This window comes from Atlantibacter sp. MEI4A-1023 (assembly GCF_056155425.1).
Map to the genome: position 1 here is coordinate 2289667 of NZ_CM149568.1, position 25929 is coordinate 2315595.

Genomic DNA, 25929 nt, shown 5'->3' on the forward strand with positions numbered 1-25929 from the left:
CTTACATAAACCGCACCCGCGCCCGGCAACCCGGCTCCGGGCTGCGGTTATCAAGAATAAATTGCGCCTGATGTAACTGTACGATGCGGGTGACGATGCTTAACCCCAGCCCAATTCCGCCGTAGCGGCGGTCCATACGCACAAACGCTTTGCTCAGCTCGCCGCTTTTGTTTTCATCAATGCCTGGCCCTTCATCTTCCACAACCAACAGCGGCGCGGGCGCGTTTTCTACCCGAATAAAGATGTTGGAGTTTTGCGGGCTGTAGCGGTGGGCGTTCTCTACCAGGTTACGCAGCATGGCGCGCAGCAGCGTCGCGTCGCCGCGTACGGTGACGTCCTGCGGGGCGATAACGTGCAGCTTTTGATGGCGCGCTTGCAACATCGCTTCGAATTCCGCCCGCATTGGTTCAATCACTTCGGCGTGTAGCGGCACCTGCTGATACTCCCCGGAGGCAAAAGATTGCCCAACCCGCGCCAGTTGCAGCAATTGGGATACGCTTTGCGTCATTTGGTCGAGACGCTGCAATAACGGTTTTACATCCACATGATGGGCCTTTTCAATCAGTTCCAGATGCAGCCGCAAACCGGCTAAGGGGGTGCGCAGCTCATGGGCGACGTCGGCGGTAAACATCCGCTCGCGCTCAAGGGTCACGGTCAATCGTGACACCAGATGATTAATGGCGTGTGTCACTGCGTCGATTTCCCGTACCGAACTGACGTAGCCGATGGGGTCGAGGTTATCCTCGCTGCGGCTGTCGAGATGGCGCTGTAGCTCCTGCAGCGGGCGGGTGATCCATTTCACTGCCTGGAAACAGAGCAGCAGCGCCAGCGAAATCATCACCAGGCTGGGCAGCGCCAGGCTTGCCACCGCTTCGACAATTTCTTTTTCAATGTGCCGCTGGTTGTTGCGGTTGTGCAGCGCTTCATCAACCAGAAACGAGATCTGCTCTTTACTTTCGTGCCACAGCCACACCACGCTGATGGCCTGGCACACCACCAGAATCAGGCCGATCGCCAGCAGCAGGCGGAAGCGCAGCGTGCGGTGATTCCCCAGACGGGTCAGCAGTTCCCTCATGATGGTTCGCTTTCCTCGCCCGGTTTGATTAACGCATAGCCAAAGCCGCGCACGGTGCGGATCGCCGCTTTGCCGATTTTGTCGCGCAGGTTATGGATATGCACTTCGAGGGTGTTGGTGGACGGTTCATTGTCCCAGTTGTAGATGTCGTTATAGAGGATTTCCCGGTGTACCGGGTGGCCCGCTTTTAACATCAAACGGCACAGAATGGCGTACTCTTTTGGCGTGAGTTCCACCTGCACACCGTCAAGTTTGGCGATTCGGTGGGTCATATCCAGCGTCAGATTGCCGACTGAGAGTGTATTTTCCGCCTGGTTGGCGTGGCGGCGGATCAGGGCGCGAATGCGCGCCAGCAGTTCTTCCAGCGCGAACGGCTTGATCAGGTAATCATCGGCACCGGCGTCCAGCCCGGCGATACGCTCGTTCACCGAGTCACGCGCCGTAAGAATTAACACCGGCAGCATCATTTTCTGGCGGCGCAGGCGTAACAGCACGTGTAGCCCGTCCTCGTCGGGCAGGCCCAGATCGAGGATCAACAGACTGTACTGCCCGGCCAGTAAACTGGCTTCTGCTGCCCGGGCGGTGGACACGCCATCACACACATAACCTTCGCCTTCCAGCGCCATCACCAGCCCCTGAAGCAGCAGCGTATCGTCTTCAACTACTAATATTTTCATCGCGTTGTTCCCCTGCAAGCCGCCACGAGATCGTCAGACGGAATGTACTCGGTGGTTTGCGTGCCCGTCAGCCCCAGCATGGTTGAAAACAAATTATCCTGTGAAGCATCCTGTGCGGCGCGTTTCTTCAGGCAATCCCGATCCACAGAATAGCGTTTTTGATAGTCGTCGGATAACCATACCAGCATCGGCACATGTTTCTGGGTTTCGGGCGCGATACGGTACGGTAGCCCGTGTAAATAGACGCCGTCCTCACCCAGCGACTCGCCGTGATCCGAAAGGTAAACCAGGCGGGTGGTAAATTTATCCTGATGGGCTTTCAGGGTATCAATGGCTTTCGACACGATATCATCCACGTAAAGCAACGTGTTGTCATACGTATTGGTCAACTGCTCCGCCGTACAGGTCTGGATCTGGTTGGTATCGCAGGTTGGCGTAAATTTACGGAACTGCGGCGGATAGCGGTTAAAGTAGGTCGGCCCGTGGCTGCCGATGGTGTGCAGCACAATCACGCCGTCGCCGGTCAGCTTGTCAATGTAGTCATCCAGCCCGTGAAACAGCACGTCGTCATAACATTCGCCTTCAATGCACTGTCCGGGCAGGTTCAGTTTGGTCATATCCTGATGGGGAACCCGGTCACACGCGCCCTTGCAGCCGCCGTCGTTTTCGTTCCACAGTACCTGAATGCCCGCCCGTTGAATAATATCCAGCATCCCTTCCTGGTGATGGGCCAGCGCCTCGTCGTAGCGGGCGCGCGGCATATTGGAAAACATGCAGGGCACGGAAATCGCGGTGGCGGTGCCGCAGGAAGTGGTATGCGGGAAGTAAACCACGTTCTGCTGCGCCAGTTGCGGATTGGTTTGCCGCGCGTAGCCGCCAAGCGAGAAATTATCCGCCCGGGAGGTTTCCCCGACGATTAAGATCGTGAGGTTTTTCTTGCCCTGGCGCATCAGCGGATTTTGCTTTGCATCCTCGCCGATTTTTACCAGCGGCAGGTTGTCTTCCCGGTTATGGACATACCACGACCAGCCAGCGGCCACGGTATTGGACGGGTTGATCGATTTCACCAGCTCTTTGTTATTACGAAACAGCGAGGCGTAATCTTTATAAAACAGCAGGGCCACCACGACCACGACGGCGGCGCAGGCAATCAGGCTCAGGGCGCGATGGGCAAAACGACGCCAGGAAGCGGCCTCTTTTACCCGCACCCAGAAGGCCAGCATCGCCATCAGCACGCCGGAAAACACCAGCGTCAGCGTGAGTTGCGGGGTGAGCAGGGCGAATGTTTCGGATGCCGTAGTATCCAGCATATTCGCTATCATCGAGCGGTCCATCACGATGCCGTAGGTCAGGATAAAATATTGAGCCGAGGCGCTGACCAGAATAAACAGCGCGATCACCAGGCGGTCAAGCTTCACCAGCGAGGCCAGGGTCGCCAGGCTGCTGACCACGCAAAAAATCACCAGCGGCATGGTGATAAACACCAGAATGTTGCGTGGCGTGGTTAACGGGAAAACGCTCAGTACCTGATGATAAAAGGCGAAATTTAAAAACAGCGCAATATACGCTGAGAACAGGCTTATATACGCGATCCGGCTTAGCGTCGGTCTTTTCAGGCGGGGGAGTGGCATAGCAGAGCATCCTGTCATTTCAATGTATGCAGGATGCCAAAGCAAAATTAGGAAAACCTTAAGAGGCTTAAGGTTGGGCGTGTTACCCGCCACTTGAAGATAAACAGAAAACCTTTTACCGTGCCTGCGGATCACAGACAGCAACAAAGGAGCCGTTATGTCACCGCAAATTGGCGTCGGAGTACTGATTTTTCGCGACGGAAAACTGTTGTTAGGGCGTCGCAAAGGCAGTCACGGCGCAGCCACCTGGTCCGCACCAGGCGGGCATCTGGAGTTTGGCGAAACGCCGCAAGCGTGCGCACGCCGGGAAACCGCCGAAGAAACCGGGCTGACGCTGAATCATCTTGAAGCCGGGCGGTTTGTCAGCGACGTATTTCACGACGTCGGCAAACATTACATCACGCTGTTTATGATTAGCCGTGATGCGCAGGGCGAGCCAGAATGCCGTGAGCCGGAAAAGTGCGACGGCTGGGAATGGTTTTCCCCCGATGCGCTGCCGTCGCCGCTGTTCGCCCCGCTGCAAACGCTGATCGACAGCTATGGGGTAGCCGCGCTGCGTTAAACCACCTCTACCAGCGTAAATTCTTCGAACACCAGTTCCATATCCGGTGCCCAGGTGCCTTCACGTTCGAAAAAAGCCTGATGTGAAGCCTGCCACCAGGCCAGGCTGCGATCGCCTTCGCCTTCCAGGCTCGCCAGCTCGGCGGTCATGTCGCAATAGCGCACCACCCGCAGCACGGTGGTGCGGATCACGCATACCGGCTCATCGCGGCCATTGAGAATGATGTTGTAGCAGCCGGGCAGGATCGGCTCTTTCAGATAAGAGACCAGCGCGCCGCAGGTGGCGCGCTTGTGACCCTGAATCACCAGCGCAGCCAGCTCGTCGGCCATTTCAGGCGAGTCGCCAAAACCCCAGACCAGCGCCTGAGGGTAACGTTGTTGAAGGGCGTGCAGAAGGGTTGTCATTTTTATTCCTTGTTATTTTTTGAGTCTGGAAAAATACCGGTGGTTATCAATACCAGTCAGCATGAAAAAAGAAAATAAAATTTACTCCAGACCAGAAAATAACGGCTTAAGGAAATTCTCAGTAAAGAATTGAAAAGGGATTGAGTAAACCCAACGGCTATGGTTTAATTCCAGCGTGTTTAACTACCGAGGACAATTTTCATCCGCAACGAAGAGAAGCAATACCGCGGATAAGTTGGAAAATTATGGACAATCTGTTCAGGACGTTATTGTTACCCCCACACGTTTTCCCCCTTTCTTTTCACCAGTTTGGTGAACAACACTGGCGCAACGCGCTTTAGTCCCTGCATGTGAATTCTGGCGTCTGCGCACAGCGTAGCCACGCTATCAGTCTCATTTTTTCGGTTTGTCGCCCTATCGATTTGGTGCAGCAAGCTGTGGCGTATTATTTTCTCATGCAGGAGAAAAATCATGTTTTATTGGGCTTTATTAGGTCTGGCGATTATCGCTGAAATTACCGGGACGCTGTCATTAAAATGGGCCAGCCAGAACGGAAGTTCCGCCGCGTTTATTTTTATGCTGGTCATGATCAGCCTGTCTTATATTTTTCTGTCTTTTTCCGTTAAACGCATCGCCCTTGGGGTGGCCTATGCCCTGTGGGAAGGCATCGGTATTTTAATTATTACGGTATTCAGCGTCTGGTTATTTGATGAAAGCCTGTCGATGGTAAAACTGGCGGGACTGGCGACCCTGGTGGCGGGCATCGTACTGATTAAATCCGGCACCCGCAAAGCCAAAAAACCGCAAACAGGAGGCCGCCATGTCGCAGTTTGAATGGGTTCACGGCGCATGGCTGATGTTGGCAATCGTGCTGGAAATCGCCGCCAATATTTTCCTGAAGTTCTCGGACGGTTTTCGCCGTCCGCTGTATGGCGTGTTTTCTCTGCTGGCGGTGTTGGCCGCGTTCAGCGCCCTCGGGCAGGCGGTGAAGGGTATTGAGCTTTCCGTGGCGTATGCCTTATGGGGCGGTTTTGGTATCGCCGCTACCGTCGCGGCAGGGTGGATCCTGTTCGGTCAGCGCCTCAACCGCAAGGGGTGGGCCGGTTTAGCCCTGCTGCTGGTGGGCATGGTGCTGATTAAACTCGCCTGATGCCCTAAGCCGCGCCGTCGTGGTCACTGTTGGGCAAGCTGTTCCAGCTTTTCCCTGAAGCCAGTGACCGAGATGGCGCGGTTATCTGCCCGCCAGCGATCTTTGGCGGCAGGCGCTGAACTTTGTACGCCAATCAACTGCCAACCGTCATCGGTATGGATCATCAGCGGCGAACCGCTGTCACCGGGCAGGGTATCGCACTGATGCGACAATACTGATTTCTGCGCCCAACCCGTAACGATACAGTCCTGATGGCTGTAGAGATTATCCAGATGATCTTCCGGATAACCCGCCTGGGTGACCTTACGTTCGGCGGTTTTTAACGCGGCGCTCAGATCCGTGCGGTCGCCGGTAAACAGCGGCAGCGGCGTAATCGCCGAAGGCGGGTTGCGCAGCACAATCAAACCAAAATCATCCTGGGCGGCGGAGGGCGGGACAATCCAGCCGTCGCCGTCGGCTTTAAGCCGTCTGCCCAGGCTCGATTCCACGCGTCCTTCAACGTCGTGAATTTCGTAACGCCATTTACCCTTGAGCGCCACAAAACGCAGCGCCACCGGTTTGTCGAGCTTGCCGCGCGGTGGGGCCAGCAGGCAATGCCCGGCGGTCAGGGCCAGATGCGCTGAGATAAGCGTTGCGGTGCACAGGTTGCCGCTTTCGGTTTCCAGTTGGCCGATAGCGTCCCACGGTGATTGCGTCGGATCGGTGATGCGCTGCCGGTCATCGTGACCGAAAAACAGCGTTTTGACCTCATTTGCGGTGGATTCCGGCGGCTCTCCGACATCTGCACGGGCAGGAAAAACGCTCAGAAAAATGGTTCCCAGAATTAACACAACGGTTTTGCGCATATCACTCTCGGGTGGGGCAATTATGATTATTAATGTAAACCCATTGATGTTGATTATAGACGGGCTGGTAATAAAGAGGGAATAAAATCAGCATGCTACGGGGCTTTACCAGTAGAATGAGGCCGACACAAGGGCGCACAGAATAAGAGAGACAAGAAGGATCTCGAACAGATAACGGCGCATCTGAACCTGCCTTTTACGATAAGCGACAGGCCGCACTATAGTACTGATAATGCAGGGGTTCCGTGAGGGAGTCGTTACGGCGTGTAACGCTATGTACAGCGCCGGGCGTTAACCCGGCGCGGCGTTTTACAAATAGCGCTTTTCCAGATGCTGCCTGAAGTAGTGCGGGTTGAGATCTTCCCCGGTCGCATTCACCACCAGTTGCGCGGTAGTAAAGCGGCTGCCGTGCTGCCAGATATTCTGGCGCAGCCACTCAAACAGGGCGTTGAAATCACCGCTGGCGATATCCTGGTCGAGCGTCGGCAGCGCCCGGCGGGCGGCGTGGAACAACTGCGCGGCGTACATTGCGCCTAATGTATAGGATGGGAAGTAGCCGAAACCGCCGTCGGTCCAGTGGATATCCTGCATACAGCCGTTGCGGTAATCGCCTCTGGTGGACAGCCCCAGCCAGTGCTGCATTTTTTCATCCCACAGCGCCGGGATATCGTTGACCTCAATCTCGCCTTCAATCAGCGCCCGCTCAATGTCATAACGCAGCACCACGTGCGCCGGATAGCTCACTTCATCGGCATCTACGCGAATGTAGCCCGGCTTCACGCGCTGGTTCCAGGCGATATAGTTATCGCGTTCAAACGCTGGCTGTTCACCGAAACGCGCGGTGATATGCGGTAACAGGCGGGTGAGGAACGCGTCGCTGCGCCCTAACTGCATTTCGAAAAACAGGCTTTGCGATTCGTGCAGCGCGGTAGAGCGTGCCAGCGCCACCGGCTGGCCCAGCCATTCGCGCGGCAGGTTTTGCTCATAGCGGGCGTGACCGGTTTCATGGATCACGCCAAACAGGGCGCTGAACAGCTCGTTTTCGTTATAGCGCGTGGTGATGCGCACGTCTTCCGGCACGCCGCCGCAGAACGGATGGGCACTGACGTCCAGCCGCCCCCCGTCAAAATCAAACCCCAGCAGTTTCATGGCGTCGAGCCCCAGTTCCCGCTGCTGCGCGATGGGGAATGGGCCCTGTGGGGCAATCAGCGTTTTCTGAGCCTGTTTTTCTGTGGCGCGGGCCAGCAAATCCGGCAGCCAGCTTTTCAGATCGCCGAACAGGGCGTCGAGCCGCGCGCTGGTCATGTTCGGCTCGTAGATATCCAGCAGAGCGTCATAGCGCGAACCGCCACGGTGTGCGGCACGCAGGGCCGCTTCTTCGCGGCTGAATTTCACGACTTCTTTGAGATTTTCAGCGAATCCTTGCCAGTCGTTATTCGGGCGCTGGGTGCGCCAGGCGTGTTCGCAGCGGCTACCTGCCAGAGACTTTGCTTCTACCAGCGATTCCGGCAGCAGTGCCGCCTGCTGGTACTGGCGGGCCATTTCGCGCAGGTTGGCGCGTTCCAGATCGTTTAAATCTTCCTGCTCCGCGTCGGCCAGCGCGCGCGCCATCTCCGGGCTGGTGAGGATCTGATGGCACAGTACGCTCATCTCCGCCAGCGCTTCAGAACGCGCTTTGCTACCGCCAGGCGGCATCATGGTGAACATATCCCATCCGGCAATGGCGGAGAGGTGCGAGAAACGCGACAGGCGAGCAAAGGTTTTGGTAAGTTTTTGATAATGCGTGTTTTCCATAAAGCCTCGTGTGCAGGTGGAGCGTAGTGTGAAAAGTAACACTACCGAGGCGGAAACACGAGGCCCGGAAATCAATGCGCGCGGTGGTGCAGCCGCCATCCCGTCAGGATCGCCAGTAACAGCAGCAGGGCGATAAATCCGCCGACGCCATTCCAGCCGTAGCGGTGCCAGAAAACACCGCCGAGCGTACCGGCCACGCTGGAGCCTACATAGTAGCTGAACAGATACAGCGACGAGGCCTGGCCTTTGGCGCGCTTCGCCCGGTGGCCGATCCAACTGCTGGCCACCGAGTGTGCGCCGAAAAATCCTCCGGAAAACAACAGCATCCCCGCAAAAATCACCCACAGCGACGGCAGCAGCGTTAACAACAGGCCCAGCAGCATGATGCCGGTAAAGCTGATCATCACCGGGCCGCGCCCGTAGCGAACCGACAGCGCGCCCGCTTTCGGCGAACTCCAGGTGCCGGTCAGATACGCCACGGACAGCAGGCCGACTACCGCCTGGCTGAGATGCCACGGCGACAGCATCAGCCGATAACCGATGTAGTTGAACAAAGTGACGAACGCGCCCATCAGCAGGAACCCTACGGCGAACAGCAGCGGCAGGCCGTCGTCCCGGCAGTGCAGGCGGAAATGAATAAACAGGCTTTTAGGCCGCAACGACGCCGGGCGGAAATGGCGCGACGGGGGGAGGATTTTCCAGAACATCAGCGCCGCCGCCAATGCGAAACAGCCAATTGCGCCGACTGCCACGCGCCAGTCGAAGAAATCGGTGATCACACCGCTTAACAAGCGCCCGCTCATCCCGCCAATGGAGTTGCCGCTGATGTACAACCCCATCGAAAACGCCACAAAGCCTGGGTGGATCTCTTCGCTCAGATACGTCATACCCACCGCCGCCACGCCGCTCAGCGACAGGCCAATCAGCGCACGCATAATCAGAATGCCGTGCCAGCTGGTCATTTGAGTGGAGAGCAGCGTACAGCAGGAAGCCAGCAGCAGGGCGGTTACCATGACATTTTTACGCCCGATGGCGTCGGACAGCGGCCCGGTAAACAGCAGCCCCAGCGCCATTAAACCGGTCGCCACAGACAACGAAATACTGCTGCTCGCCGGGGAGACGCCAAATTCCTGGGACAGCACCGGCAGGATCGGCTGTACGCAATACAGCAGGGCAAACGTCGCCAGACCGGCGGAAAACAGCGCCAGCGTCACGCGCATAAATTGCGGTGTACCGCGGGTAATAAATGAAGCAGGCTGGGAAGCAGTGATAACGTCTTGCTGAACAGCCGAATCAGGCGAGACGGTGGATGTACGGCTCAAAACAGATCCTTGTGGATGACGGAACAGACTATAAACAGAGTAGAAAGCGCCTAATATTCTGTCTAATATATTAATAATCTCAAATGATATGTATTAAATATGAATATCGAACTGCGGCACCTGCGTTATTTCGTGGCGGTAGCGGAAGAACTCCATTTTGGCCGGGCGGCGGCGCGGCTGAATATCTCCCAGCCGCCGCTAAGCCAGCAAATCCAGATCCTGGAAGCCCAGGTCGGCGCGAAACTGCTGGCGCGCACCAATCGCAGCGTTGGCCTGACGGCGGCGGGGGCGCAGTTTCTGGCGGACAGCCGCCAGATTTTAAGCCAGGTAGAAGCGGCGGCGGTGCGCGCGGCGCGTCTGCATCACGGGGAGACCGGCGAGTTACGCATCGGCTTTACCTCCTCCGCGCCGTTTATCAAACCCATTTCTGACAGCCTGTCGCAGTTTCGCAAAGGTTACCCGGATGTGCATTTACAGACCCTTGAAATCAACACCCGGGCGCAAATCGCACCGCTTAATGAAGGAAAACTGGAGCTGGGGTTAATGCGCAACACCCCTTTGCCCGACACTCTCGACTGGCAATTGATCCTGCGCGAACCGCTGATGGCCATGGTGCACCGCGAAAACCCGCTGGCGGCGAAGCCCGCGATTTCGCTTCGCGAACTGGCCGATCAACCGTTTGTGTTTTTCGACCCGCACGTCGGGACCGGGCTGTATGACGATATTCTCGGGTTGCTGCACCGTTATGATATCCAGCCGCTGATCGCCCAGGAAGTGGGGGAAGCGATGACCATTATCGGGCTGGTGGCCGCCGGGCTTGGCGTGTCGATCTTACCGGCCTCGTTCCAGCGGATTCAACTGAATGAAATGCGCTGGGTGCCGATAACCGAAGCGGATGCAGTATCGGAAATGTGGCTGGTGTGGTCGAAACATCACGAGAAAAGCGCCGCCGCCCTGCGGTTTATGCGTCTGCTGAACGAGGCGCTCAACGTGCGTAAAAACAGCGCAACCCCGCGTTAAAACGTGCTGTAAATCACAACCATGACTAAAAATTTGACGGCTCGTATTGATGTGCTTCACCATAGCGTAAGTTTATTTCGAAGCCCGAAAATAAAGGGAGATTGCAGTGGTTGCTGATAGTCAACCGGGCCATATTGATCAGATTAAACAGACGAATGCCGGCGTGGTATATCGTCTGATAGACCAACTAGGCCCGGTGTCACGTATTGATCTTTCGCGTCTGGCGCAGCTCGCGCCTGCCAGTATCACGAAAATTGTCCGCGAAATGATTGAAGCGCACCTGGTGCAGGAAACCGAAATCCAGGAGCCGGGCAGCCGTGGGCGTCCGGCGGTGGGGTTGATGGTGGAAACCGAAGCCTGGCACTATCTGTCGGTGCGCATTAACCGTGGGGAAATTAACCTCGCGTTACGCGATCTCAGCAGCAAACTGGTGGTGGAAGAACAGCTGGCACTGCCGCAGCAGGACGAGCAACCGCTACTTGAGCGCATCATCGCCCATATCGATCAGTTCTTTATTCGCCATCAGCAAAAGCTCGAGCGGCTGACGGCCATCGCCATTACGCTACCGGGCATTATTGATACCGAAAACGGCATCGTTCACCGCATGCCGTTTTATGACGTTCAGGAAATGCCGCTCGGCCCGGCGCTGGAAAACCGCACTGGCGTGCCGGTGTTTATTCAGCATGACATCAGCGCCTGGACTATGGCGGAATCGCTGTTTGGCGCATCGCGCGGCGCGCGGGATGTGATTCAGGTGGTGATCGATCATAACGTCGGCGCGGGCGTGGTCACCGACGGGCGCTTATTGCACGCGGGCAGCAGTAGCCTGGTGGAAATCGGCCATACCCAGGTCGATCCTTACGGTAAACGCTGTTACTGCGGCAACCACGGCTGCCTCGAAACCATCGCCAGTATCGACAGTGTACTGGAGCTGGCGCAGCAGCGCATGAACCAATCCATGGGATCAATGCTCCACGGTCAGCCGCTGACCGTTGAAACGCTGTGTGATGCCGCCCAAAAAGGCGATCTGCTGGCGCGGGATATTATCGTTGGGGTAGGGACGAACGTAGGCCGTATTCTGGCGATTATGGTGAACCTGTTTAATCCGCAAAAAATACTGATTGGTTCGCCGCTCAATCGCGCGTCCGATATTCTGTTTCCGGCAATTGCCGATTGTATTCGCCAGCAGGCGTTGCCAGCCTACAGCCGCAATACGGTGGTGGAAAGCACGCAGTTTACGAATCAGGGCACGATGGCAGGCGCCGCGCTGGTAAAAGACGCGATGTATACGGGATCGCTGTTGATTCGTCTGTTGCAGGGTTAACAAATTTTCATAATCCACTAAAAATTGCGCTATCTCAAGCTGACTCCAGACGTCTTCTCTTAGACTTTCACTATTGAATTATTCCGAATCAATATATTTTTAAGAGCATATCCTGGAGTTTGTGATGTTTAAGCGTTTCTTTGTGACGGGTACTGATACTGCTGTTGGTAAAACGGTCGTTTCCCGTGCGCTGCTTCAGGCCCTGGCGGCGGAAGGTAAAAGCGTAGTGGGGTTCAAACCCGTCGCCAAAAGCAGTAAAGAGACGCCAGAGGGGTTGCGTAATAAAGACGCCCTGGTGCTACAAAGCGTTTCCACTTTGGCGCTGCCATATTCCACCATCAACCCGATTGCGCTCAGCGAAGATGAAAGCAGCGTGGCGCACAGTTTCCCTATCAACTATCCCTTGCTGACCGACACGCTGAGCCAGCTCAGCGAACAGGCGGATCACGTGGTGGTGGAAGGCACGGGAGGATGGCGCAGCCTGATGAACGATTTGCGTCCGCTATCGGAGTGGGTGGTTCAGGAACAACTGCCGGTAGTGATGGTGGTGGGTATTCAGGAAGGGTGCATCAACCATGCCTTACTGACGGCCCAGGCAATTGCCAGCGATGGGCTGCCGCTGGTGGGCTGGGTGGCTAACCGTATTAACCCTGGCCTGGCGCACTACGCTGAAATCATTGAGGTGCTGCGTAAAAAAATTCCGGCACCCCTGATAGGCGAATTGCCTTATCTGCCGCGCGCCGAACAGCGGGAGCTGGCCCAGTACATTCAGATGCCTGCTGACCCTATCAAGTTAAGTGCCTGAATAAGAAAAGGGATACCGCCGTATCCCTTTTCTGTTTATTCCCCGTGAATATTCAATGCCCGGCGAGTTCGACCTGAACTCAGATAGTCGGCAATGTAATCCTGAGAAATTTCCCCGCTGTAGCGCCCGTCTTCATCAACAATCGGCATCCACACTGTGTTGTGCTCATACAGCCGCGACAGCACCACGCGCAGGTTGTCCTCTGCTTTGCCGGTAATGCGGAACGGGTGAAGGATATCGCCACAAACGCCCGTCGCGCCGCGCGCTTCACGGCGCTTCACAAAGCCGATGGGTTTGGATTCGCTGTCCACCACGGTGACCGATCGCTGATCGTGGTCATCCATAATTGCGAAGGCTTCCGATAACGGTGTGGACACCTGCACGGTAATCGTCGGTTGCTGCTCGGTAACGTCGCCTGCCTGCACCAGCAGCAAACGCTTAAGGGTGCGGTCCTGGCCGACGAACGAGCCGACAAATTCATTCGCCGGTTTCGCCAACAGTTCATCCGGGCTGGCGCACTGTACAATGCGCCCCTGGCGGAATACCGCTATCCGGTCGCCAAGTTTCAGCGCTTCATCAATATCATGGCTTACCAGCATCACGGTCTTTTTGAGCTGGCGCTGCATTTCCAGGAACTGGTTCTGGATCACCTCGCGGTTGATCGGGTCGACCGCGCCGAAAGGCTCATCCATCAGCAGTACCGGCGGATCCGCCGCCAGAGCGCGAATAACCCCGATACGTTGCTGTTGCCCGCCAGACATCTCTTTGGGGTAGCGGTGAAGAAACTTTTTGGGATCAAGCGCCACCATATCCATCAGTTCCGACGCGCGGGCCTGATAGCGGGCCTTATCCCAGCCCAACATGCGCGGCACGACGGTAATGTTTTCTTCGATGGTCATATTCGGAAACAAACCAATCTGCTGGATCACATAGCCGATATTGCGGCGAAGCGTCACCGTATCCATATCGTTGGTGTCTTTGCCGTTGATCAGAATGTTGCCGCTGCTGGGGGCGATTAACCGGTTAATCATTTTTAGCGTGGTGGTTTTGCCACAGCCGGACGGACCGAGCAGCACACACATTTCGCCTTCCGGCACATTAAGATTGACGTTATCCACGGCTTTAAAGGTCTGGCCGTTTTTCTGCGTGAACTGTTTGGTGAGGTTTTCCAGTTTTATCATTATCGTATCCCCTTCGGAGTCAGCAGCACCTGCAAACGGTGCAGCATCCAGTCAAGTACAATCGCCAACAGGCAAATCATTACCGCACCCGCGATCAGCATGCGGATATCGCTGCCGCCGATGCCGTTAAGCAGTAACAGGCCCAGGCCGCCCGCGCCGATCACCGCCGCAATCGCCATCACGCCGATATTCATCACCACCGCGGTGCGGATACCGCCGAAGATCACCGGCAGGGCAATCGGAATTTCCACCCAGCGCAGGCGCTGCCAGAAGGTCATACCGATACCGCGCCCGGCTTCGCGCAGCCCCGGCGGCAGACTTTCCAGCGCGGTGTGGGTGTTGCGGACAATCGGTAATAAAGAGTAGAGAAATACCGCCGTGACCGCAGGCACCGCGCCGATGCCCTGGCCGATCAGCGAAAACAGCGGGATCATCAGGCCGAACAGGGCGATAGACGGAATGGTCAGTACCACGGTGGCAATGCCGAGCACCGGGGTGGCCAGCCATTTATGGCGTACGATCAGCACGCCCAGCGGCACGCCAATCACAATCGCCATGCCCACGGCCAGACCGACCAGCCACAAATGCTGGAGGGTCAACCCGCCGATATACCCGGCGTTATCCATCATGTAATGAATCGTATCCATCGGGTCGCCTCCTTAAAGCAGCTTGTGCTGTTGAAGAAATTCGCGCGCCACTTTCTGGGGCGATTCATGGTCGATATCCACCTTCGCGTTGAGCGTGGAGATAACGTCATTGTTCAGCAAGGCGGACAGGGTGTTCAGCGCCTCATCCAGGCCAGGGTTGGCGTCGAGGATCGGTTTACGCACCACTGGCGTCACCGCATAGCTCGGGAAGAAACCTTTGTCATCTTCCAGCACTTTCAGGTCAAAGCCTTTTACGCGCCCGTCGGTGGTGTAGATTAGCCCGGCATCAACAAAGCCATCGCGGATGGCGTTGTACACCAGGCCCGGGTCCATCTGGCGGATTTGCGGGCGATCCAGATGCATGTTGTAAGCCTGCTGCAACGGCTTCATGCCGTCGCTACGCCCGGCGAACTCCAGGTCGAGGCCCAGCAACCAGTTGTTTTTCGGGTCATGCTTGCGCAGGGTGTCCATCCGTTCCACCATCTGCGACAGCGTAGTAATGCCTTCTTTTTCGGCCCGTTCACGCTGCATGGCGAAGGCATAAGTGTTGTTCATATCCGCCGGCTTCAACCACACTAAACCGAGTTTTGCATCAAGGCGTTTGACCGTGTCATAAGACTCCTGCGGGGTCATGCGCTTGTCGATTTTGTTAAAGATAATCAGCGAGGTGCCGGTGTATTCCCAGGTGACGTCAATCTGGTTATTCACCATTGCATTACGGGAGATCACCGCCGCGATATTGGTTTTCGGCTGGATCTGGAAGCCTTTCTTCTGTAGGTACATCGTGGTCATGGCGGAAAGAATATGCTGTTCGGTAAAGCCCTTGGTCGCCAGTACGATCGGCGCGGCCTGCGCCGCGCTGGCGAATAGTGCGGTCGCCGTAAGGGCGGCAAGCAGGTGGGACAACAATTTCATGGTTCGCTCCTTGTTATTATTATCAGGCGGTATGCGGGCTCATCAGGCGGCCCAGACCCGCCAGCGCCATATCCAGAATCATCGCGAACAGCGCCGTAGCAGCCGCGCCCAGAATTAACGTGGGGAAGTCGTTCAGATAGATGCCGGGGAAAATCAGTTCGCCGTAGCTGCTGGCGCCAATCAGAAACGCCAGCGGGGCGGTACCGACGTTAATCGCCGTGGCGATACGAATGCCGGACAGCATGACTGGCCACGCGTTGGGCAGCTCCACCTGCCGCAGCTGTTGCCAGCGCGTCATACCAATGCCTTTGGCGGCTTCAATTAATGAGGCGGGGACCGAGCACAATCCGGCGTAAGTATTACGAACAATGGGCAGCAGCGAGGCGAGGAATAATGCGATAATCGCCGGACGGTCGCCGATGCCGATGATCACCATCGCCAGCGCCAGTACCGCCAGGGGCGGCAACGTATTACCTACGTTAAAGATTTGCATCACATATTCAGCAAACCGGCGGGCAGCAGGGCGGCTAAGCGCAATACCGCTGGGGATACCCACGGCCAGCGCCAGCGCCATAGAGCTGAACACCAGAATCAAGTGCTGTTTCCCGAGATAAAGTAAATCAACCTGACGGGCTTTAACGGTTTCCAGTCCGACGCCCCAGACGATGAAGCCTGCCACGACGATAAGTGCAACCAGCGCCATCACTGCGCGAAGTGCGAGGTTTTTATACATTGCGGTGTGTCTCCCTGAGCACGCTTTATCGAATTGTTATGCCTTGTGTTGGCAGGGTGTTAACAGCTATAGCAATGCGTTGGGAATGATTCCAGTTCCTGAACCATTAACAGGGTAATGGTTCATGCATAGAACCATTAGTTTGGCCTTATAAGAACTGGAAAAATGCGCAACATAGAGAATTATCTTAAACTTGTTAACGCTGTGTGACGTTGTCACCTTTAGGCCCTGTGGCGTCAGATTAACAAAGGGCATTGGGTGTTCTTGCTGGTTTCCCCAATTGGCAGAAGGTATAACAGGCGAAATAAAAAATTCTTTTAGATGCAAAAACCGATTTTAAAATAAAAGTGAATCAAATCAGCAATATAACTATATTTTTTGTAAAGATGAGGCTGAATTTCGCGTTGTGTTAACAAGATTTTATTCAGGGTATGTGACAGAATTCATAGGGTTGGAATAAAATATTCCTTACGCTGTGACCACGTTGAAAAGATGAGGCCGTTATGAGTATCGATCTAAGCCAGTTACTGACTGAACGCCGCAACCCTGCGAGCAACAACATTGATACGCTCTCCACGCTGGAGATGCTGACCGTTATCAATAATGAAGACCGGCGCCTGCCGGAGGCGATTACGCCTTATCTGCCGCAAATTGCCCACCTGGTGGATCGCGTGGCGCAGGCGTTTGCTGAAGGCGGGCGGTTGATTTATATCGGTGCAGGCACATCAGGCCGCCTCGGCATTCTGGATGCCAGCGAATGCCCGCCGACGTTTGGCACCCGGCCTGAGCAGGTGGTGGGCATTATCGCTGGCGGCCATAAAGCCATCTTAAGCGCGGTAGAGAATGTTGAAGATAACCGTGAACAGGGCGCTGCCGATCTGCAAGCCCTTAACTTCAGCGCGAAAGATGTGCTGGTGGGCCTCGCGGCCAGCGGCAGAACGCCTTACGTTTTAGGGGCAATGGCGTATGCGCAATCCCTGAACGCCTGCGTCGCGGTGGTGAGCTGCAACCCGCAAAGCGAAATGGCGGCGCTGGCGGATATCGCCATTACGCCCGCTGTCGGCCCGGAAGTGGTCACCGGCTCAACCCGTCTGAAAGCGGGCACCGCCCAAAAGCTGGTGCTGAATATGATCACCACCGGGGCAATGATCCGTAGCGGCAAGGTCTACAGTAATTTGATGGTTGATGTGGAAGCCACCAATGCCAAGCTGATCGAACGCCAGATTTCCATCGTGATGGATGCCACCGAATGCGACCGCACGACGGCGCAGATGGCGCTACAGCAGTGTAACCGGCATTGTAAAACCGCCATTGTGATGGTGCTGTCGGGCCTGGATGCCGCGCAGGCAAAAGCGCTGCTGGAAAAAAATAACGGATTTATTCGCCTGGCGTTACACAACGCGTAAAGGAAACAATAATGGCAAAAATAACCCGCGAGATGATAGCGCGCATTACCGACGCCGTTGGAGGCAGCGGCAACGTTGCGCAATGTGGCAACTGCATGACCCGGCTGCGGCTCACGTTGCGTGATGATACCCGTGCCGATGCCGCCGCAATCCGCCAAATCCCCGGCGTACTGGGCGTGATTGAAAGCGATGAGCAATTCCAGATTGTGCTGGGTCCCGGTAAAGCCCAGGCGGCGGCGGAGATGATGAATCACCATCTGGAAAGCGCGCCTGCCGCAGACGTCAGCGAGAGTCAAACGCTGGAAGAAATCGCGGCGCAGAAAAAGCAACAGTTAAAAGGCAAGCAGACCAGCAGCGTGCAAAAATTCCTGGCGAAATTCGCCACGATCTTTACGCCGCTGATCCCGGGGTTTATCGCCGTGGGCCTGCTGCTGGGGTTCGCAACGCTCGCCGAACAGATCTTTGTGCTCGGCAAGCCGTCGCCCAACGGCGCGCTGGTTGAAACCATTAGCTATATGAAGGTGTTCAGCAAAGGGATGTTTACCTTTCTGAGCATCCTGATCGGCTACAATGCGCAAAAAGCCTTTGGCGGTTCTGGCGTGAACGGGGCGATTATCGCTGCGCTGTTTGTGCTCGGTTACAACCCTGACGCGACCGTTGGCTTCTATTCCGGTATCTCTTCGTTCTTTGGCCACACTATCGATCCGCGCGGTAACATTATCGGCGTATTGATTGCCGCTATCCTCGGCGCCTGGGTGGAAAAACGGGTGCGCAGCGTGATGCCTGCGAATCTGGATATGATCCTGACCTCCGCCGTGACGCTGCTGATTATGGGCGCGGTCACCTTTATCGTCATTATGCCGGTGGGCGGATATCTGTTTAACGGGATGTCCTGGCTGTTCCTGCACCTTAACGGCAACCCGTTCGGGTCGGCGGTACTGGCGGGGCTGTTCCTGCTGGCGGTGATGTTCGGCGTGCATCAGGGTTTCGTGCCGGTTTACTTTGCACTGATGGAAGCGCAGGGTTTCAACTCGCTGTTTACTATTCTGGCGATGGCAGGAGGCGGCCAGGTCGGCGCGGCGCTGGCACTCTACGTGCGCGCCAGTAAAGAGGCGCTTCTGCGTACCCAGATCAAAGGGGCGATTATTCCTGGCATCCTGGGGATCGGCGAGCCGCTGATCTACGGCGTGACGCTGCCGCGCGTGAAGCCATTTATCACCGCTTGTCTGGGTGGGGCCTGCGGCGGTTTCTTTATCGGGCTGGTGGCCTGGATGGGATTGCCGGTGGGGCTGAATACCGTGTTTGGCCCTTCAGGCCTGGTGGCGCTACCGCTGATGACGTCGGGCAGCGGGATTTACGCCGGGATGGCGGTCTACGCGGCGGGGCTGCTGGTGGCTTATGTTTCCGGGTTTATTCTGACCTGGCTGTTCGGCAGTAAAAATATCGACTTAAGCTAATCACGCGCCTCCGGCGTTGCGCCGGAGGCGGTGTCATTACTGGGGTTCGCTCTGCGAGCCATCCTGCGCTGCCGGCGGGTTGCCCGGCGCGTTACCGCTACTGGTGCGGGTATAGAGGATTTTGTGCGTGTCGTTGGCGCAATGTCCCACCACCTGCGCATCCACCTGATCAACCTGATCGCCAGGCACAATCGTTAAGCTAAAGCTGGTTTCCGGTACGCCGTTATTGATGATTCGCTGCTGAATGTCGGCCTTCACCCGTTCGCATGACTCGGGCGCAGCGAGCGCGGGCATCGCCGTCACGATCAAACAGGCTCCAGGCCAGGATAAACGCTTCATATCCAGCTCCTTTTTGGTTGGGCTCAGGTCTAAGCATAGCATCCGTAGTGTAAATCTCTGTATTTGCTTATATCATAAGCCTTGTTTTCAGACGGGAGGAAGCCCACGCGTGAAGCCACAGATCTTGATAATAGCGGTAACGGCAGCACTGAGCGGCTGTGACAACTCACAAGGGCCGATTGCCTATACGCCTGAAATGGCAAGTTTTTCTAATGAATTTGATTTTGACCCGCTGCGTGGACCGGTGAAGGATTTCAGCCAAACGCTGATTAATGAAAAGGGTGAAGTGACCCGGCGCGTGAGCGCGTCGTTATCGGAAGAAGGGTGCTTCGATTCGCTGGAGTTCCACGATCTGGATGCCAATACCGGCGCAGCGCTGGTGCTGGATGCTAACTATTATCTGGAAGCCAACTCCGGTGAGAAACGGGTAAAGCTCCAGGGCAAATGCCAGCTTGCCGAACTGCCCGGCATCGGGATGCTTTACGATACAGACGACAACGGCTTTGTGGTGGCGGCCCACAGTAAAGAGGCCACCATTAACTATCATTACGACGCCGAGGGCTATCCGTTGGGAAAAAAGACCCAGGCGAAAGCCTCGACGCTGGCGGTGAGTGCGACAGCCGCCGCAGATAAACGCAAAAAGCTCGATTACCAGTCGGTGAGCACGCTGAACGATAAAGCCATCGGGCGCGCTAAGCAGGCCTGTGAATACGATAGGTATTTCAACCCAGTTAGCTGTACGCTAGACATTACCGATGAAAGCGTAACGCCGCCTGCCTTGCAGCATTTCACCATCAAAAACACGATTGAATATTATTGATCCCGCGGCTTTGCCGCGGGAAAGGCTACTGCGCGGTGGGTTTTAAAATACTGCCCTGGGTTTTATGTTCCGCCAGGTATTGATGCTGGAAAATGCACATGCGGATGGTATTGCGGTATTCACCGTTGATAAAGAACTCATGGACCAGTTCGCCTTCTACCATAAAGCCCAGCTTGCGGTAGATGTGGATTGCTTTGACGTTTTCTTTATCGACAATCAAATACAGCTTGTAGAGATTCAGCACCGTAAAGCCGTAATCCATCGCCAGTTTAGCAGCGCGCGACGCCAGGCCTTTGCCCTGGTGCTCCGGGGAAATAATGATTTGAAATTCCGCGCGGCGGTGCACGTGGTTAATCTCCACCAGCTCCACTAAGCCAGCCTTGTCGCCATCGCACTCCACAACGAAGCGCCGCTCGCTCTGGTCATGAATGTGTTTGTCATACAGATCGGAGAGTTCAACAAACGCCTCGTAAGGCTCTTCAAACCAGTAGCGCATTACGCTGGCGTTATTATCGAGTTGGTGAACGAAGCGCAAATCTTCGCGCTCAAGCGGACGAAGTTTCACGGCATACTCGCTGGGCATGGTAAATCCTTTTTTAAGCAGGTGAAACAAGGGCTCCGCCGGGAGCCCTGAGTATTACGGCATAATCTGGCGGCCTGTGCGGCGATCCAGGCAGCGAAGGGTATTCGGTTCCCAGTAAGCGTTCATATTCGTGCTTTGCTGGCATTTGTCCTGGGCGTCGAAGGCGACGTCCGCTTTATCCCACTCTTTTTCTGCGCGCTTGTTCACTTTCTGACGCAGCGAGCGCGTGTCATTCCATTGCTCTTTATCCATCGCTGCATTCTGGCTCGACTGCGCGCTGTCACCGGATTCGATGACCAGTCTGTCGGTTTGCGCATGGGTCGGCGAAGCGAAGGTAAACACACCAGCCAGCAACATCAGAACTGCAGATTTGCTACGGAGGTTTTTCATCCTGGTTTCCTTTAAGGTTAAACAGTACATATCGGTAGCCCAATGCTTTTATTATACCATTGCCGCGTTACAGAGCAGCACACTCGAACACCATTATCAGGATTTTCCCTCAACATGATTAAAACAACCCTGCTGTTTTTTGCCACCGCGCTTGCTGAAATTATTGGCTGTTTTCTTCCGTGGCTTTGGCTGCGGCGTGGCGCGAGCGCGTGGCTGTTAGTGCCCGCCGGGCTTTCGCTGGCGGTGTTTGTCTGGCTGTAAACCCTGCATCCGGCGGCAAGTGGCCGCGTATATGCCGCTTACGGCGGCGTTTATGTGATGACCGCGCTGCTATGGCTGCGGGTGGTGGACGGCGTCAAACTCAGCGTTTATGACTGGCTTGGGGCGGGGATCGCCCTGTGCGGGATGCTGATCATCGTCGCAGGCTGGGGCCGCGCATAACCCAAATTCAGCTGCAAAAATGAGCAAGTCTCCAAACTGTTTGTGACTGCACTCAAACTTTCACGATCTTCATACTTGTATGGTAGTAGCTCAGTTGCGTAAATTGAACGCAACTTAATACATGCCGTTCACGTTGTAAGGAAAAACCATGAAGATCGTCAGTGCTGAAGTTTTTGTGACCTGTCCGGGCCGCAACTTTGTCACCTTAAAAATCACGACCGATAGCGGGTTAACCGGGTTAGGGGATGCCACGCTCAATGGCCGTGAGCTGTCCGTGGCCTCCTATTTAAAAGATCATCTGTGCCCGCAGTTGGTGGGGCGCGATGCACACCGCATCGAAGATATCTGGCAATTCTTCTATAAGGGCGCATACTGGCGTCGCGGCCCGGTAACCATGTCGGCCATTTCCGCTATCGACATGGCGCTGTGGGATATCAAAGCCAAAGCCGCCAATATGCCGCTGTATCAACTTCTCGGCGGCGCATCCCGTGAAGGGGTGATGGTGTACTGCCACACTACCGGCCATAGCATTGACGAAGTGCTGGACGACTACGCGCGCCATAAAGAGATGGGCTTTAAAGCCATTCGCGTGCAGTGCGGCGTACCGGGGATGAAAACCACTTACGGGATGGCGAAAGGCAAAGGGCAGGCTTACGAACCGGCGACCAAAGGCGAGTGGCCGGAAGAGCAGTTGTGGTCAACTGAGAAATATCTCGACTTCACCCCGAAATTGTTTGAAGCAGTACGCAATAAATTCGGCTTTCATGAGCACCTGCTCCACGATATGCACCACCGCCTGACGCCCATCGAGGCCGCGCGTTTCGGTAAGAGCGTAGAACAACACCGCCTGTTCTGGATGGAAGATCCAACACCTGCGGAAAACCAGGCGTGCTTCCGTCTGATCCGCCAGCACACCGTCACACCCATCGCGGTGGGCGAAGTGTTTAACAGCATCTGGGATTGCAAGCAGCTGATCGAAGAACAGCTCATCGATTATATCCGCACCACCATTACCCATGCAGGCGGCATCACCGGTATGCGTCGCATTGCCGATTTCGCCTCGTTGTACCAGGTACGCACCGGTTCACATGGCCCGTCGGATCTCTCCCCGGTTTGCATGGCGGCAGCGTTGCACTTCGACTTGTGGGTGCCTAACTTCGGCGTTCAGGAATACATGGGCTACTCCGAACAGATGCTTGAAGTCTTCCCGCATAACTGGACCTTTGATAACGGTTATATGCATCCGGGCGACAAACCGGGTCTGGGCATCGAATTTGATGAAAAACTGGCGGCGAAATACCCCTATGACCCGGCCTATTTGCCGGTGGCCCGTCTTGAAGACGGCACATTGTGGAACTGGTAAGCCCTGACGATTTAATTTAATCCATGCGCAGGTCTGGAGAGCAGTCATGAAATTTATAAACGATAGTTTTATGATTAATAATGAATCAGGGCGCAAACTGTATCGTGAACTGGCAAAGGATTTGCCAGTTATCGATTATCATTGCCACCTTGATGCGAAAGAGATTTATGAAAATAAATCTTTTAAAGATATTACCCAATTATGGCTGGCGGGCGATCATTATAAATGGCGCGCGATGCGTGCTAATGGCGTCAGCGAAGAAAAAATTACCGGCAACGCGTCTTCGCAAGAAAAGTTTCAGGCATGGGCGGAAACGGTCGAGGCCTGTTTCGGCAATCCGCTTTATCACTGGACGCACCTGGAGCTGAATTATTATTTCGGCATTGAAGATAATCTGGATTCCGGCAACTGGCGCGAAATCATGGCTGCCTGCAATCAGCTTTTATTACAGGACGATTTTAAACCCCGCGCGCTGATTACCCGCTCAAATGTTGAGGTAATTTGTACTACCGACTCGCCGCTGGACTCGCTCGAATACCATCGGTTATTGCGCGATGAGGCTGAATTTACGCCTCAGGTATTACCTACATTCCGGCCAGACGAAATTTTTGAGGAAAACCCGCAGCAGTTTCGGGTATTCATCGAAAAGCTGGTCGCTCTCACCGGGGTGAATATTCAGCATTTCGCCGACCTGTCACGCGCAATGGAAAATCGCATCGATTATTTCCATGACGTCGGGTGTCGAATCTCCGATCACGGCCCGGTAGAAATTTATTACCAGGCCGCGACGGAAACCGAAATCGAGGCGTTGTTCACTAAAAAATGCAGCGGCGAGACATTAAGCCATCAAGAGAATGCGGCACTGATGAGCGCAATATTTGTGATGCTAGCCGGGCACTACAAGAAACGCCAGTGGGCCATGCAGATCCACTTTGGCGCTATCCGTAGCAACAACACGCGCATGAAAGAGAAGATTGGCATCAACACCGGTTTTGATTCGATTGCCGATCAATCTCATCTGGCGCAGGGATTAAACGGCTTACTGGATAGCATGGCGCGCAATAACGCGCTGCCAAAAACCATCCTGTATAACCTGAACCCTGGCTATAACGATATCGTCGCCACGACAATCGCAAACTTTCAGTCCGCTGAAGACGGCGTGAAATCACCGATCCAGTTTGGTTCCGGGTGGTGGTTTAACGACACGCGGCGGGGTATGGAAAGCCAACTGAACTGCCTGGCCGATCAGGGGTTGCTGATGAACTTTGTCGGTATGTTGACTGATTCACGCAGTTTTATTTCCTATACGCGCCACGACTATTTCCGCCGTATTTTATGTAATCTGGTCGGCGGATGGGTTGAGCGTGGAGAAGTACCTGATAATCCGAAAATATTATCGAAACTAATAACAAATATTTGTCACGACAACGCTAAAAATTATTTCCGATTCTGAATACTCTGACCCTATTGAGGTAGACCATGTCTCAGTCCAAAAAACAAATCACCATACCCGTCAGTATTGGGTATGGGGTAACCGATATTATGGGCGGCGGGGCCTTTACCGTTATCGGTGCCTGGCTTCTCTTCTTTTATACCACGTTCGTGGGCTTGTCTCCGGTGGAGGCCGCCTCTATTGTCGCCATTGCGCGTATTGTCGATGCGATTGTCAGTTTGTTTATGGGTAGCTTTACCGACCATTTTTATAAAAACTATTTAGGTAAAAAATTTGGTCGACGCCGCTTCTTCTTGTTAATTGGCGCGCCGTTAATGCTGGTTTATTCCTTACTCTGGCTGGACGGCATGACCTGGGCTTTTTATTTGGCGGTGTATCTGGCGTTTGAAATTATCGCGGCGATGGTGCTTATTCCCTGGGAAACCCTGCCGTCGGAAATGACCAAAGATTTTAACTCGCGTACCAAATTATCCACCTGCCGGATGTTCTTCTCCGCGACCGGGACTTTTCTGGCAACCTTTATTCCGGGGCTGCTGATCGGTTTCTTCGGGGAACATAACGCCAATGCTTATCTGATCAACGGTGTGGTATTTGCCGTGCTGTTTATGGTGTGCGTATTTATCTCCTGGAAAGTGACCTGGGAGCGTGAATTAACCCCAGAAATGTTGGCAGAGCTTGAGCGCCCCAGCGAAACAAAAACCTTCAGGGAAAAACTGGCTCTGCTGGGCAACTTATTTAAAGATTACGGCTCCACCCTGAAAGTCCGGGCGTTCAGAAAACATCTGGCGATCTATTTATTCTCCTTTACCGCCAAAGATGTTTATAACACCGTGTTTGTATTCTTCTGCGTGTATTGTCTGCAAGTTTCTTCGTCTCTTGCCGGTACGCTGCTTTCCATGAGTATCGTCGGGTTGCCGGTCACTCTGTTGGCGGGCGTTGCGATCATCAAATACGGCCCGTCGCGTCTGTATGTCTTCGCCTATACCGTGATGATGCTGTGCCTGTTTGGCTTGTTCCTGGTTTATCAGTTCCCGACCGACAATAAAGTGCTGCTGTTAGTGGTACTGGCCGCGGTGTATCAGGTTGGGCGTTGTGTACTGGAATTTACCCCGTGGAACGTGTTCCCGTTTATTCCCGATATCGATGAAATGATCACCCGTCAGCGTCGTGAAGGGTTGTTTGCCGCCGTCATGACCTTCTCCCGTAAAACCACGGTGGCGATTGCGACCTTTATCGTGGGCCTGCTGTTACAAAGCGGCGGATTCGTGAAGGGCAGCCAGGTTCAGCCGGAGAGTGCGGTAAATACCATCGCTTCACTGCTGTTTATCGGTACGGCGGGCCTGCTGCTGATTGCACTGTGGCAAGCCTTGACCTTCCGCCTGAATAAACGCACCCACAAGATTTTTGTCGATGAAGTAGAGCGCCTTAAAGCGCACGGCGCGAAAAGCGATGTTCAGCCAGAGACCCGCAAAGTGGTTGAGGATCTCACCGGTTATCGTTACGAAGAATTGTGGTGCAACGGCGAGTCAGCATCACCTCTGAAACCCGCTGAGCTTCGTGTTTCACGAGACAGTTAACAACCAGCCCTCCTG

The 25929-nt window shown here is 55.0% G+C and carries 28 protein-coding genes and 1 pseudogene; 14 read left to right on the forward strand and 15 right to left on the reverse strand.

Features of this window, described 5'->3' with window-relative positions; genetic code table 11:
- Nucleotide 1: 1 nt before the first annotated feature.
- The 3 genes from pmrB to eptA are packed head-to-tail and all read right to left on the reverse strand — an operon-like array spanning nucleotide 2 to nucleotide 3383.
- Entirely contained in the window at nucleotides 2–1075 is a 1074-nt protein-coding gene (gene pmrB, locus ACVV26_RS11055; RefSeq protein ID WP_474801569.1) for a two-component system sensor histidine kinase PmrB, read from the reverse strand.
- Nucleotides 1072–1752, reverse strand: a complete 681-nt coding sequence (pmrA, locus tag ACVV26_RS11060) for a two-component system response regulator PmrA (RefSeq protein WP_474801571.1) — start codon at nucleotides 1750–1752, stop codon at nucleotides 1072–1074. Before pmrA ends, pmrB begins: the two co-directional genes overlap by 4 nt.
- Nucleotides 1749–3383 (reverse strand): phosphoethanolamine transferase EptA, encoded by a 1635-nt coding sequence (eptA, locus tag ACVV26_RS11065; protein WP_474801573.1) that lies wholly within the window; start codon nucleotides 3381–3383, stop codon nucleotides 1749–1751. The genes pmrA and eptA overlap by 4 nt, the downstream gene beginning before the upstream one ends.
- A gap of 157 nt (nucleotides 3384–3540) precedes the next feature.
- Here eptA and ACVV26_RS11070 point away from each other — a divergent pair, with 157 nt between their 5' ends.
- Nucleotides 3541–3945, forward strand: a complete 405-nt coding sequence (locus ACVV26_RS11070; protein ID WP_474801575.1) for a nucleotide triphosphate diphosphatase NUDT15 — start codon at nucleotides 3541–3543, stop codon at nucleotides 3943–3945.
- Here the strand turns inward: ACVV26_RS11070 and ACVV26_RS11075 are convergent.
- Complete coding sequence (locus ACVV26_RS11075; RefSeq protein ID WP_474801577.1) at nucleotides 3942–4349, reverse strand: ASCH domain-containing protein; 408 nt, start codon at nucleotides 4347–4349, stop codon at nucleotides 3942–3944. The two genes, ACVV26_RS11070 and ACVV26_RS11075, sit on opposite strands and share 4 nt — an antisense overlap.
- A gap of 245 nt (nucleotides 4350–4594) precedes the next feature.
- On the opposite strand from ACVV26_RS11075, the gene ACVV26_RS11080 reads away from it, so the two are divergent.
- From ACVV26_RS11080 to mdtI, 3 genes are all read left to right on the forward strand, one after another.
- Nucleotides 4595–4690, forward strand: coding sequence for a protein YdgV (locus tag ACVV26_RS11080; RefSeq protein WP_474801814.1), 96 nt, complete (start codon nucleotides 4595–4597; stop codon nucleotides 4688–4690).
- Between the two features lie 127 nt (nucleotides 4691–4817).
- Nucleotides 4818–5183 carry a multidrug/spermidine efflux SMR transporter subunit MdtJ gene (gene mdtJ, locus ACVV26_RS11085; RefSeq protein ID WP_474801815.1) on the forward strand — a complete coding sequence of 122 codons (366 nt, stop codon included), beginning with the start codon at nucleotides 4818–4820 and terminating at the stop codon, nucleotides 5181–5183.
- Entirely contained in the window at nucleotides 5170–5499 is a 330-nt protein-coding gene (mdtI, locus tag ACVV26_RS11090; protein ID WP_474801579.1) for a multidrug/spermidine efflux SMR transporter subunit MdtI, read from the forward strand. The genes mdtJ and mdtI overlap by 14 nt, the downstream gene beginning before the upstream one ends.
- Before the next feature lie 23 nt (nucleotides 5500–5522).
- Here the strand turns inward: mdtI and ACVV26_RS11095 are convergent, their stop codons facing one another.
- From ACVV26_RS11095 to ACVV26_RS11110, 4 genes are all read right to left on the reverse strand, one after another.
- The gene (locus ACVV26_RS11095; RefSeq protein ID WP_474801581.1) at nucleotides 5523–6344 is read right to left on the reverse strand and encodes a trypsin-like serine peptidase; all 822 of its coding nucleotides are present in this window, start codon (nucleotides 6342–6344) and stop codon (nucleotides 5523–5525) included.
- Nucleotides 6345–6449: 105 nt separating this feature from the next.
- Nucleotides 6450–6527 (reverse strand): small membrane protein YdgU, encoded by a 78-nt coding sequence (gene ydgU, locus ACVV26_RS11100; protein WP_474801817.1) that lies wholly within the window; start codon nucleotides 6525–6527, stop codon nucleotides 6450–6452.
- Nucleotides 6528–6653: 126 nt separating this feature from the next.
- On the reverse strand, nucleotides 6654–8138 hold the full coding sequence (locus ACVV26_RS11105; RefSeq protein ID WP_474801583.1) for a carboxypeptidase M32: 1485 nt from the start codon (nucleotides 8136–8138) through the stop codon (nucleotides 6654–6656).
- Between the two features lie 71 nt (nucleotides 8139–8209).
- On the reverse strand, nucleotides 8210–9460 hold the full coding sequence (locus ACVV26_RS11110) for an MFS transporter (RefSeq protein ID WP_474801585.1): 1251 nt from the start codon (nucleotides 9458–9460) through the stop codon (nucleotides 8210–8212).
- 99 nt (nucleotides 9461–9559) lie between these two features.
- Here ACVV26_RS11110 and ACVV26_RS11115 point away from each other — a divergent pair, with 99 nt between their 5' ends.
- From ACVV26_RS11115 to bioD, 3 genes are all read left to right on the forward strand, one after another.
- Nucleotides 9560–10480 (forward strand): LysR family transcriptional regulator, encoded by a 921-nt coding sequence (locus tag ACVV26_RS11115; protein WP_474801587.1) that lies wholly within the window; start codon nucleotides 9560–9562, stop codon nucleotides 10478–10480.
- A gap of 106 nt (nucleotides 10481–10586) precedes the next feature.
- Nucleotides 10587–11804 (forward strand): sugar metabolism global transcriptional regulator Mlc, encoded by a 1218-nt coding sequence (gene mlc / locus ACVV26_RS11120; protein WP_474801589.1) that lies wholly within the window; start codon nucleotides 10587–10589, stop codon nucleotides 11802–11804.
- Nucleotides 11805–11928: 124 nt separating this feature from the next.
- Nucleotides 11929–12609, forward strand: coding sequence for a dethiobiotin synthase (bioD, locus tag ACVV26_RS11125; RefSeq protein WP_474801591.1), 681 nt, complete (start codon nucleotides 11929–11931; stop codon nucleotides 12607–12609).
- Nucleotides 12610–12644: 35 nt separating this feature from the next.
- Here the strand turns inward: bioD and osmV are convergent, their stop codons facing one another.
- From osmV to osmY, 4 genes are read right to left on the reverse strand one after another with little or no spacing between them, the layout of a single operon-like run.
- Complete coding sequence (gene osmV, locus ACVV26_RS11130) at nucleotides 12645–13790, reverse strand: osmoprotectant ABC transporter ATP-binding protein OsmV (RefSeq protein ID WP_474801593.1); 1146 nt, start codon at nucleotides 13788–13790, stop codon at nucleotides 12645–12647.
- Nucleotides 13790–14437 (reverse strand): osmoprotectant ABC transporter permease OsmW, encoded by a 648-nt coding sequence (gene osmW / locus ACVV26_RS11135; RefSeq protein WP_474801595.1) that lies wholly within the window; start codon nucleotides 14435–14437, stop codon nucleotides 13790–13792. Before osmW ends, osmV begins: the two co-directional genes overlap by 1 nt.
- A 12-nt stretch (nucleotides 14438–14449) precedes the next feature.
- Nucleotides 14450–15352 (reverse strand): osmoprotectant ABC transporter substrate-binding protein OsmX, encoded by a 903-nt coding sequence (gene osmX, locus ACVV26_RS11140; RefSeq protein WP_474801597.1) that lies wholly within the window; start codon nucleotides 15350–15352, stop codon nucleotides 14450–14452.
- Nucleotides 15353–15374: 22 nt separating this feature from the next.
- A complete protein-coding gene (gene osmY / locus ACVV26_RS11145) occupies nucleotides 15375–16055 on the reverse strand; it encodes an osmoprotectant ABC transporter permease OsmY (protein WP_409515017.1) in 681 nt (226 codons plus the stop codon).
- Between the two features lie 533 nt (nucleotides 16056–16588).
- Here osmY and murQ point away from each other — a divergent pair.
- A complete protein-coding gene (murQ, locus tag ACVV26_RS11150) occupies nucleotides 16589–17491 on the forward strand; it encodes an N-acetylmuramic acid 6-phosphate etherase (RefSeq protein ID WP_474801599.1) in 903 nt (300 codons plus the stop codon).
- Between the two features lie 11 nt (nucleotides 17492–17502).
- Nucleotides 17503–18948 (forward strand): PTS N-acetylmuramic acid transporter subunit IIBC, encoded by a 1446-nt coding sequence (murP, locus tag ACVV26_RS11155; protein WP_474801601.1) that lies wholly within the window; start codon nucleotides 17503–17505, stop codon nucleotides 18946–18948.
- Nucleotides 18949–18984: 36 nt separating this feature from the next.
- Here murP and ACVV26_RS11160 read toward each other — a convergent pair whose 3' ends face one another.
- Nucleotides 18985–19287, reverse strand: coding sequence for a DUF1161 domain-containing protein (locus ACVV26_RS11160; protein WP_312979360.1), 303 nt, complete (start codon nucleotides 19285–19287; stop codon nucleotides 18985–18987).
- A gap of 109 nt (nucleotides 19288–19396) precedes the next feature.
- Between ACVV26_RS11160 and ACVV26_RS11165 the strand changes: the two genes are divergently transcribed.
- Entirely contained in the window at nucleotides 19397–20107 is a 711-nt protein-coding gene (locus ACVV26_RS11165; RefSeq protein WP_474801603.1) for a YnfC family lipoprotein, read from the forward strand.
- 25 nt (nucleotides 20108–20132) lie between these two features.
- On the opposite strand, the gene speG is transcribed toward ACVV26_RS11165, so the two are convergent.
- Nucleotides 20133–20690: a spermidine N1-acetyltransferase gene (gene speG / locus ACVV26_RS11170; protein ID WP_312979365.1), complete on the reverse strand. Its 558-nt coding sequence runs from the start codon at nucleotides 20688–20690 to the stop codon at nucleotides 20133–20135.
- A gap of 54 nt (nucleotides 20691–20744) precedes the next feature.
- Nucleotides 20745–21080, reverse strand: a complete 336-nt coding sequence (locus tag ACVV26_RS11175; RefSeq protein WP_474801605.1) for a DUF1283 family protein — start codon at nucleotides 21078–21080, stop codon at nucleotides 20745–20747.
- A gap of 114 nt (nucleotides 21081–21194) precedes the next feature.
- On the opposite strand from ACVV26_RS11175, the pseudogene ACVV26_RS11180 reads away from it, so the two are divergent.
- From ACVV26_RS11180 to ACVV26_RS11195, 4 genes and pseudogenes are all read left to right on the forward strand, one after another.
- A pseudogene (locus ACVV26_RS11180) lies at nucleotides 21195–21521 on the forward strand (YnfA family protein).
- A 148-nt stretch (nucleotides 21522–21669) separates the two neighbouring features.
- Complete coding sequence (rspA, locus tag ACVV26_RS11185; protein ID WP_474801607.1) at nucleotides 21670–22884, forward strand: starvation-sensing protein RspA; 1215 nt, start codon at nucleotides 21670–21672, stop codon at nucleotides 22882–22884.
- A gap of 46 nt (nucleotides 22885–22930) precedes the next feature.
- The gene (gene uxaC, locus ACVV26_RS11190) at nucleotides 22931–24337 is read left to right on the forward strand and encodes a glucuronate isomerase (RefSeq protein ID WP_474801609.1); all 1407 of its coding nucleotides are present in this window, start codon (nucleotides 22931–22933) and stop codon (nucleotides 24335–24337) included.
- Nucleotides 24338–24363: 26 nt separating this feature from the next.
- Nucleotides 24364–25914 (forward strand): MFS transporter, encoded by a 1551-nt coding sequence (locus tag ACVV26_RS11195; RefSeq protein ID WP_474801611.1) that lies wholly within the window; start codon nucleotides 24364–24366, stop codon nucleotides 25912–25914.
- Nucleotides 25915–25929 lie beyond the last annotated feature (15 nt).

What these genes read in the sequence shown, in the direction of transcription:
- bioD (WP_474801591.1), top strand. Translation starts at nt 11,929, where the DNA reads ATGTTTAAGCGTTTCTTTGTGACGGGTACTGATACTGCTGTTGGTAAA.
- ACVV26_RS11115 (WP_474801587.1), top strand. Translation starts at nt 9,560, where the DNA reads ATGAATATCGAACTGCGGCACCTGCGTTATTTCGTGGCGGTAGCGGAA.
- ACVV26_RS11160 (WP_312979360.1), bottom strand. Translation starts at nt 19,287, where the DNA reads ATGAAGCGTTTATCCTGGCCTGGAGCCTGTTTGATCGTGACGGCGATG.
- ACVV26_RS11105 (WP_474801583.1), bottom strand. Translation starts at nt 8,138, where the DNA reads ATGGAAAACACGCATTATCAAAAACTTACCAAAACCTTTGCTCGCCTG.
- pmrB (WP_474801569.1), bottom strand. Translation starts at nt 1,075, where the DNA reads ATGAGGGAACTGCTGACCCGTCTGGGGAATCACCGCACGCTGCGCTTC.
- ACVV26_RS11195 (WP_474801611.1), top strand. Translation starts at nt 24,364, where the DNA reads ATGTCTCAGTCCAAAAAACAAATCACCATACCCGTCAGTATTGGGTAT.
- uxaC (WP_474801609.1), top strand. Translation starts at nt 22,931, where the DNA reads ATGAAATTTATAAACGATAGTTTTATGATTAATAATGAATCAGGGCGC.
- murQ (WP_474801599.1), top strand. Translation starts at nt 16,589, where the DNA reads ATGAGTATCGATCTAAGCCAGTTACTGACTGAACGCCGCAACCCTGCG.
- ACVV26_RS11080 (WP_474801814.1), top strand. Translation starts at nt 4,595, where the DNA reads ATGGACAATCTGTTCAGGACGTTATTGTTACCCCCACACGTTTTCCCC.
- ACVV26_RS11070 (WP_474801575.1), top strand. Translation starts at nt 3,541, where the DNA reads ATGTCACCGCAAATTGGCGTCGGAGTACTGATTTTTCGCGACGGAAAA.
- ACVV26_RS11095 (WP_474801581.1), bottom strand. Translation starts at nt 6,344, where the DNA reads ATGCGCAAAACCGTTGTGTTAATTCTGGGAACCATTTTTCTGAGCGTT.
- osmY (WP_409515017.1), bottom strand. Translation starts at nt 16,055, where the DNA reads ATGGCGCTGGTTGCACTTATCGTCGTGGCAGGCTTCATCGTCTGGGGC.
- osmW (WP_474801595.1), bottom strand. Translation starts at nt 14,437, where the DNA reads ATGGATACGATTCATTACATGATGGATAACGCCGGGTATATCGGCGGG.
- speG (WP_312979365.1), bottom strand. Translation starts at nt 20,690, where the DNA reads ATGCCCAGCGAGTATGCCGTGAAACTTCGTCCGCTTGAGCGCGAAGAT.
- eptA (WP_474801573.1), bottom strand. Translation starts at nt 3,383, where the DNA reads ATGCCACTCCCCCGCCTGAAAAGACCGACGCTAAGCCGGATCGCGTAT.
- pmrA (WP_474801571.1), bottom strand. Translation starts at nt 1,752, where the DNA reads ATGAAAATATTAGTAGTTGAAGACGATACGCTGCTGCTTCAGGGGCTG.
- rspA (WP_474801607.1), top strand. Translation starts at nt 21,670, where the DNA reads ATGAAGATCGTCAGTGCTGAAGTTTTTGTGACCTGTCCGGGCCGCAAC.
- ACVV26_RS11075 (WP_474801577.1), bottom strand. Translation starts at nt 4,349, where the DNA reads ATGACAACCCTTCTGCACGCCCTTCAACAACGTTACCCTCAGGCGCTG.
- ydgU (WP_474801817.1), bottom strand. Translation starts at nt 6,527, where the DNA reads ATGCGCCGTTATCTGTTCGAGATCCTTCTTGTCTCTCTTATTCTGTGC.
- osmV (WP_474801593.1), bottom strand. Translation starts at nt 13,790, where the DNA reads ATGATAAAACTGGAAAACCTCACCAAACAGTTCACGCAGAAAAACGGC.
- ACVV26_RS11175 (WP_474801605.1), bottom strand. Translation starts at nt 21,080, where the DNA reads ATGAAAAACCTCCGTAGCAAATCTGCAGTTCTGATGTTGCTGGCTGGT.
- osmX (WP_474801597.1), bottom strand. Translation starts at nt 15,352, where the DNA reads ATGAAATTGTTGTCCCACCTGCTTGCCGCCCTTACGGCGACCGCACTA.
- murP (WP_474801601.1), top strand. Translation starts at nt 17,503, where the DNA reads ATGGCAAAAATAACCCGCGAGATGATAGCGCGCATTACCGACGCCGTT.
- mdtI (WP_474801579.1), top strand. Translation starts at nt 5,170, where the DNA reads ATGTCGCAGTTTGAATGGGTTCACGGCGCATGGCTGATGTTGGCAATC.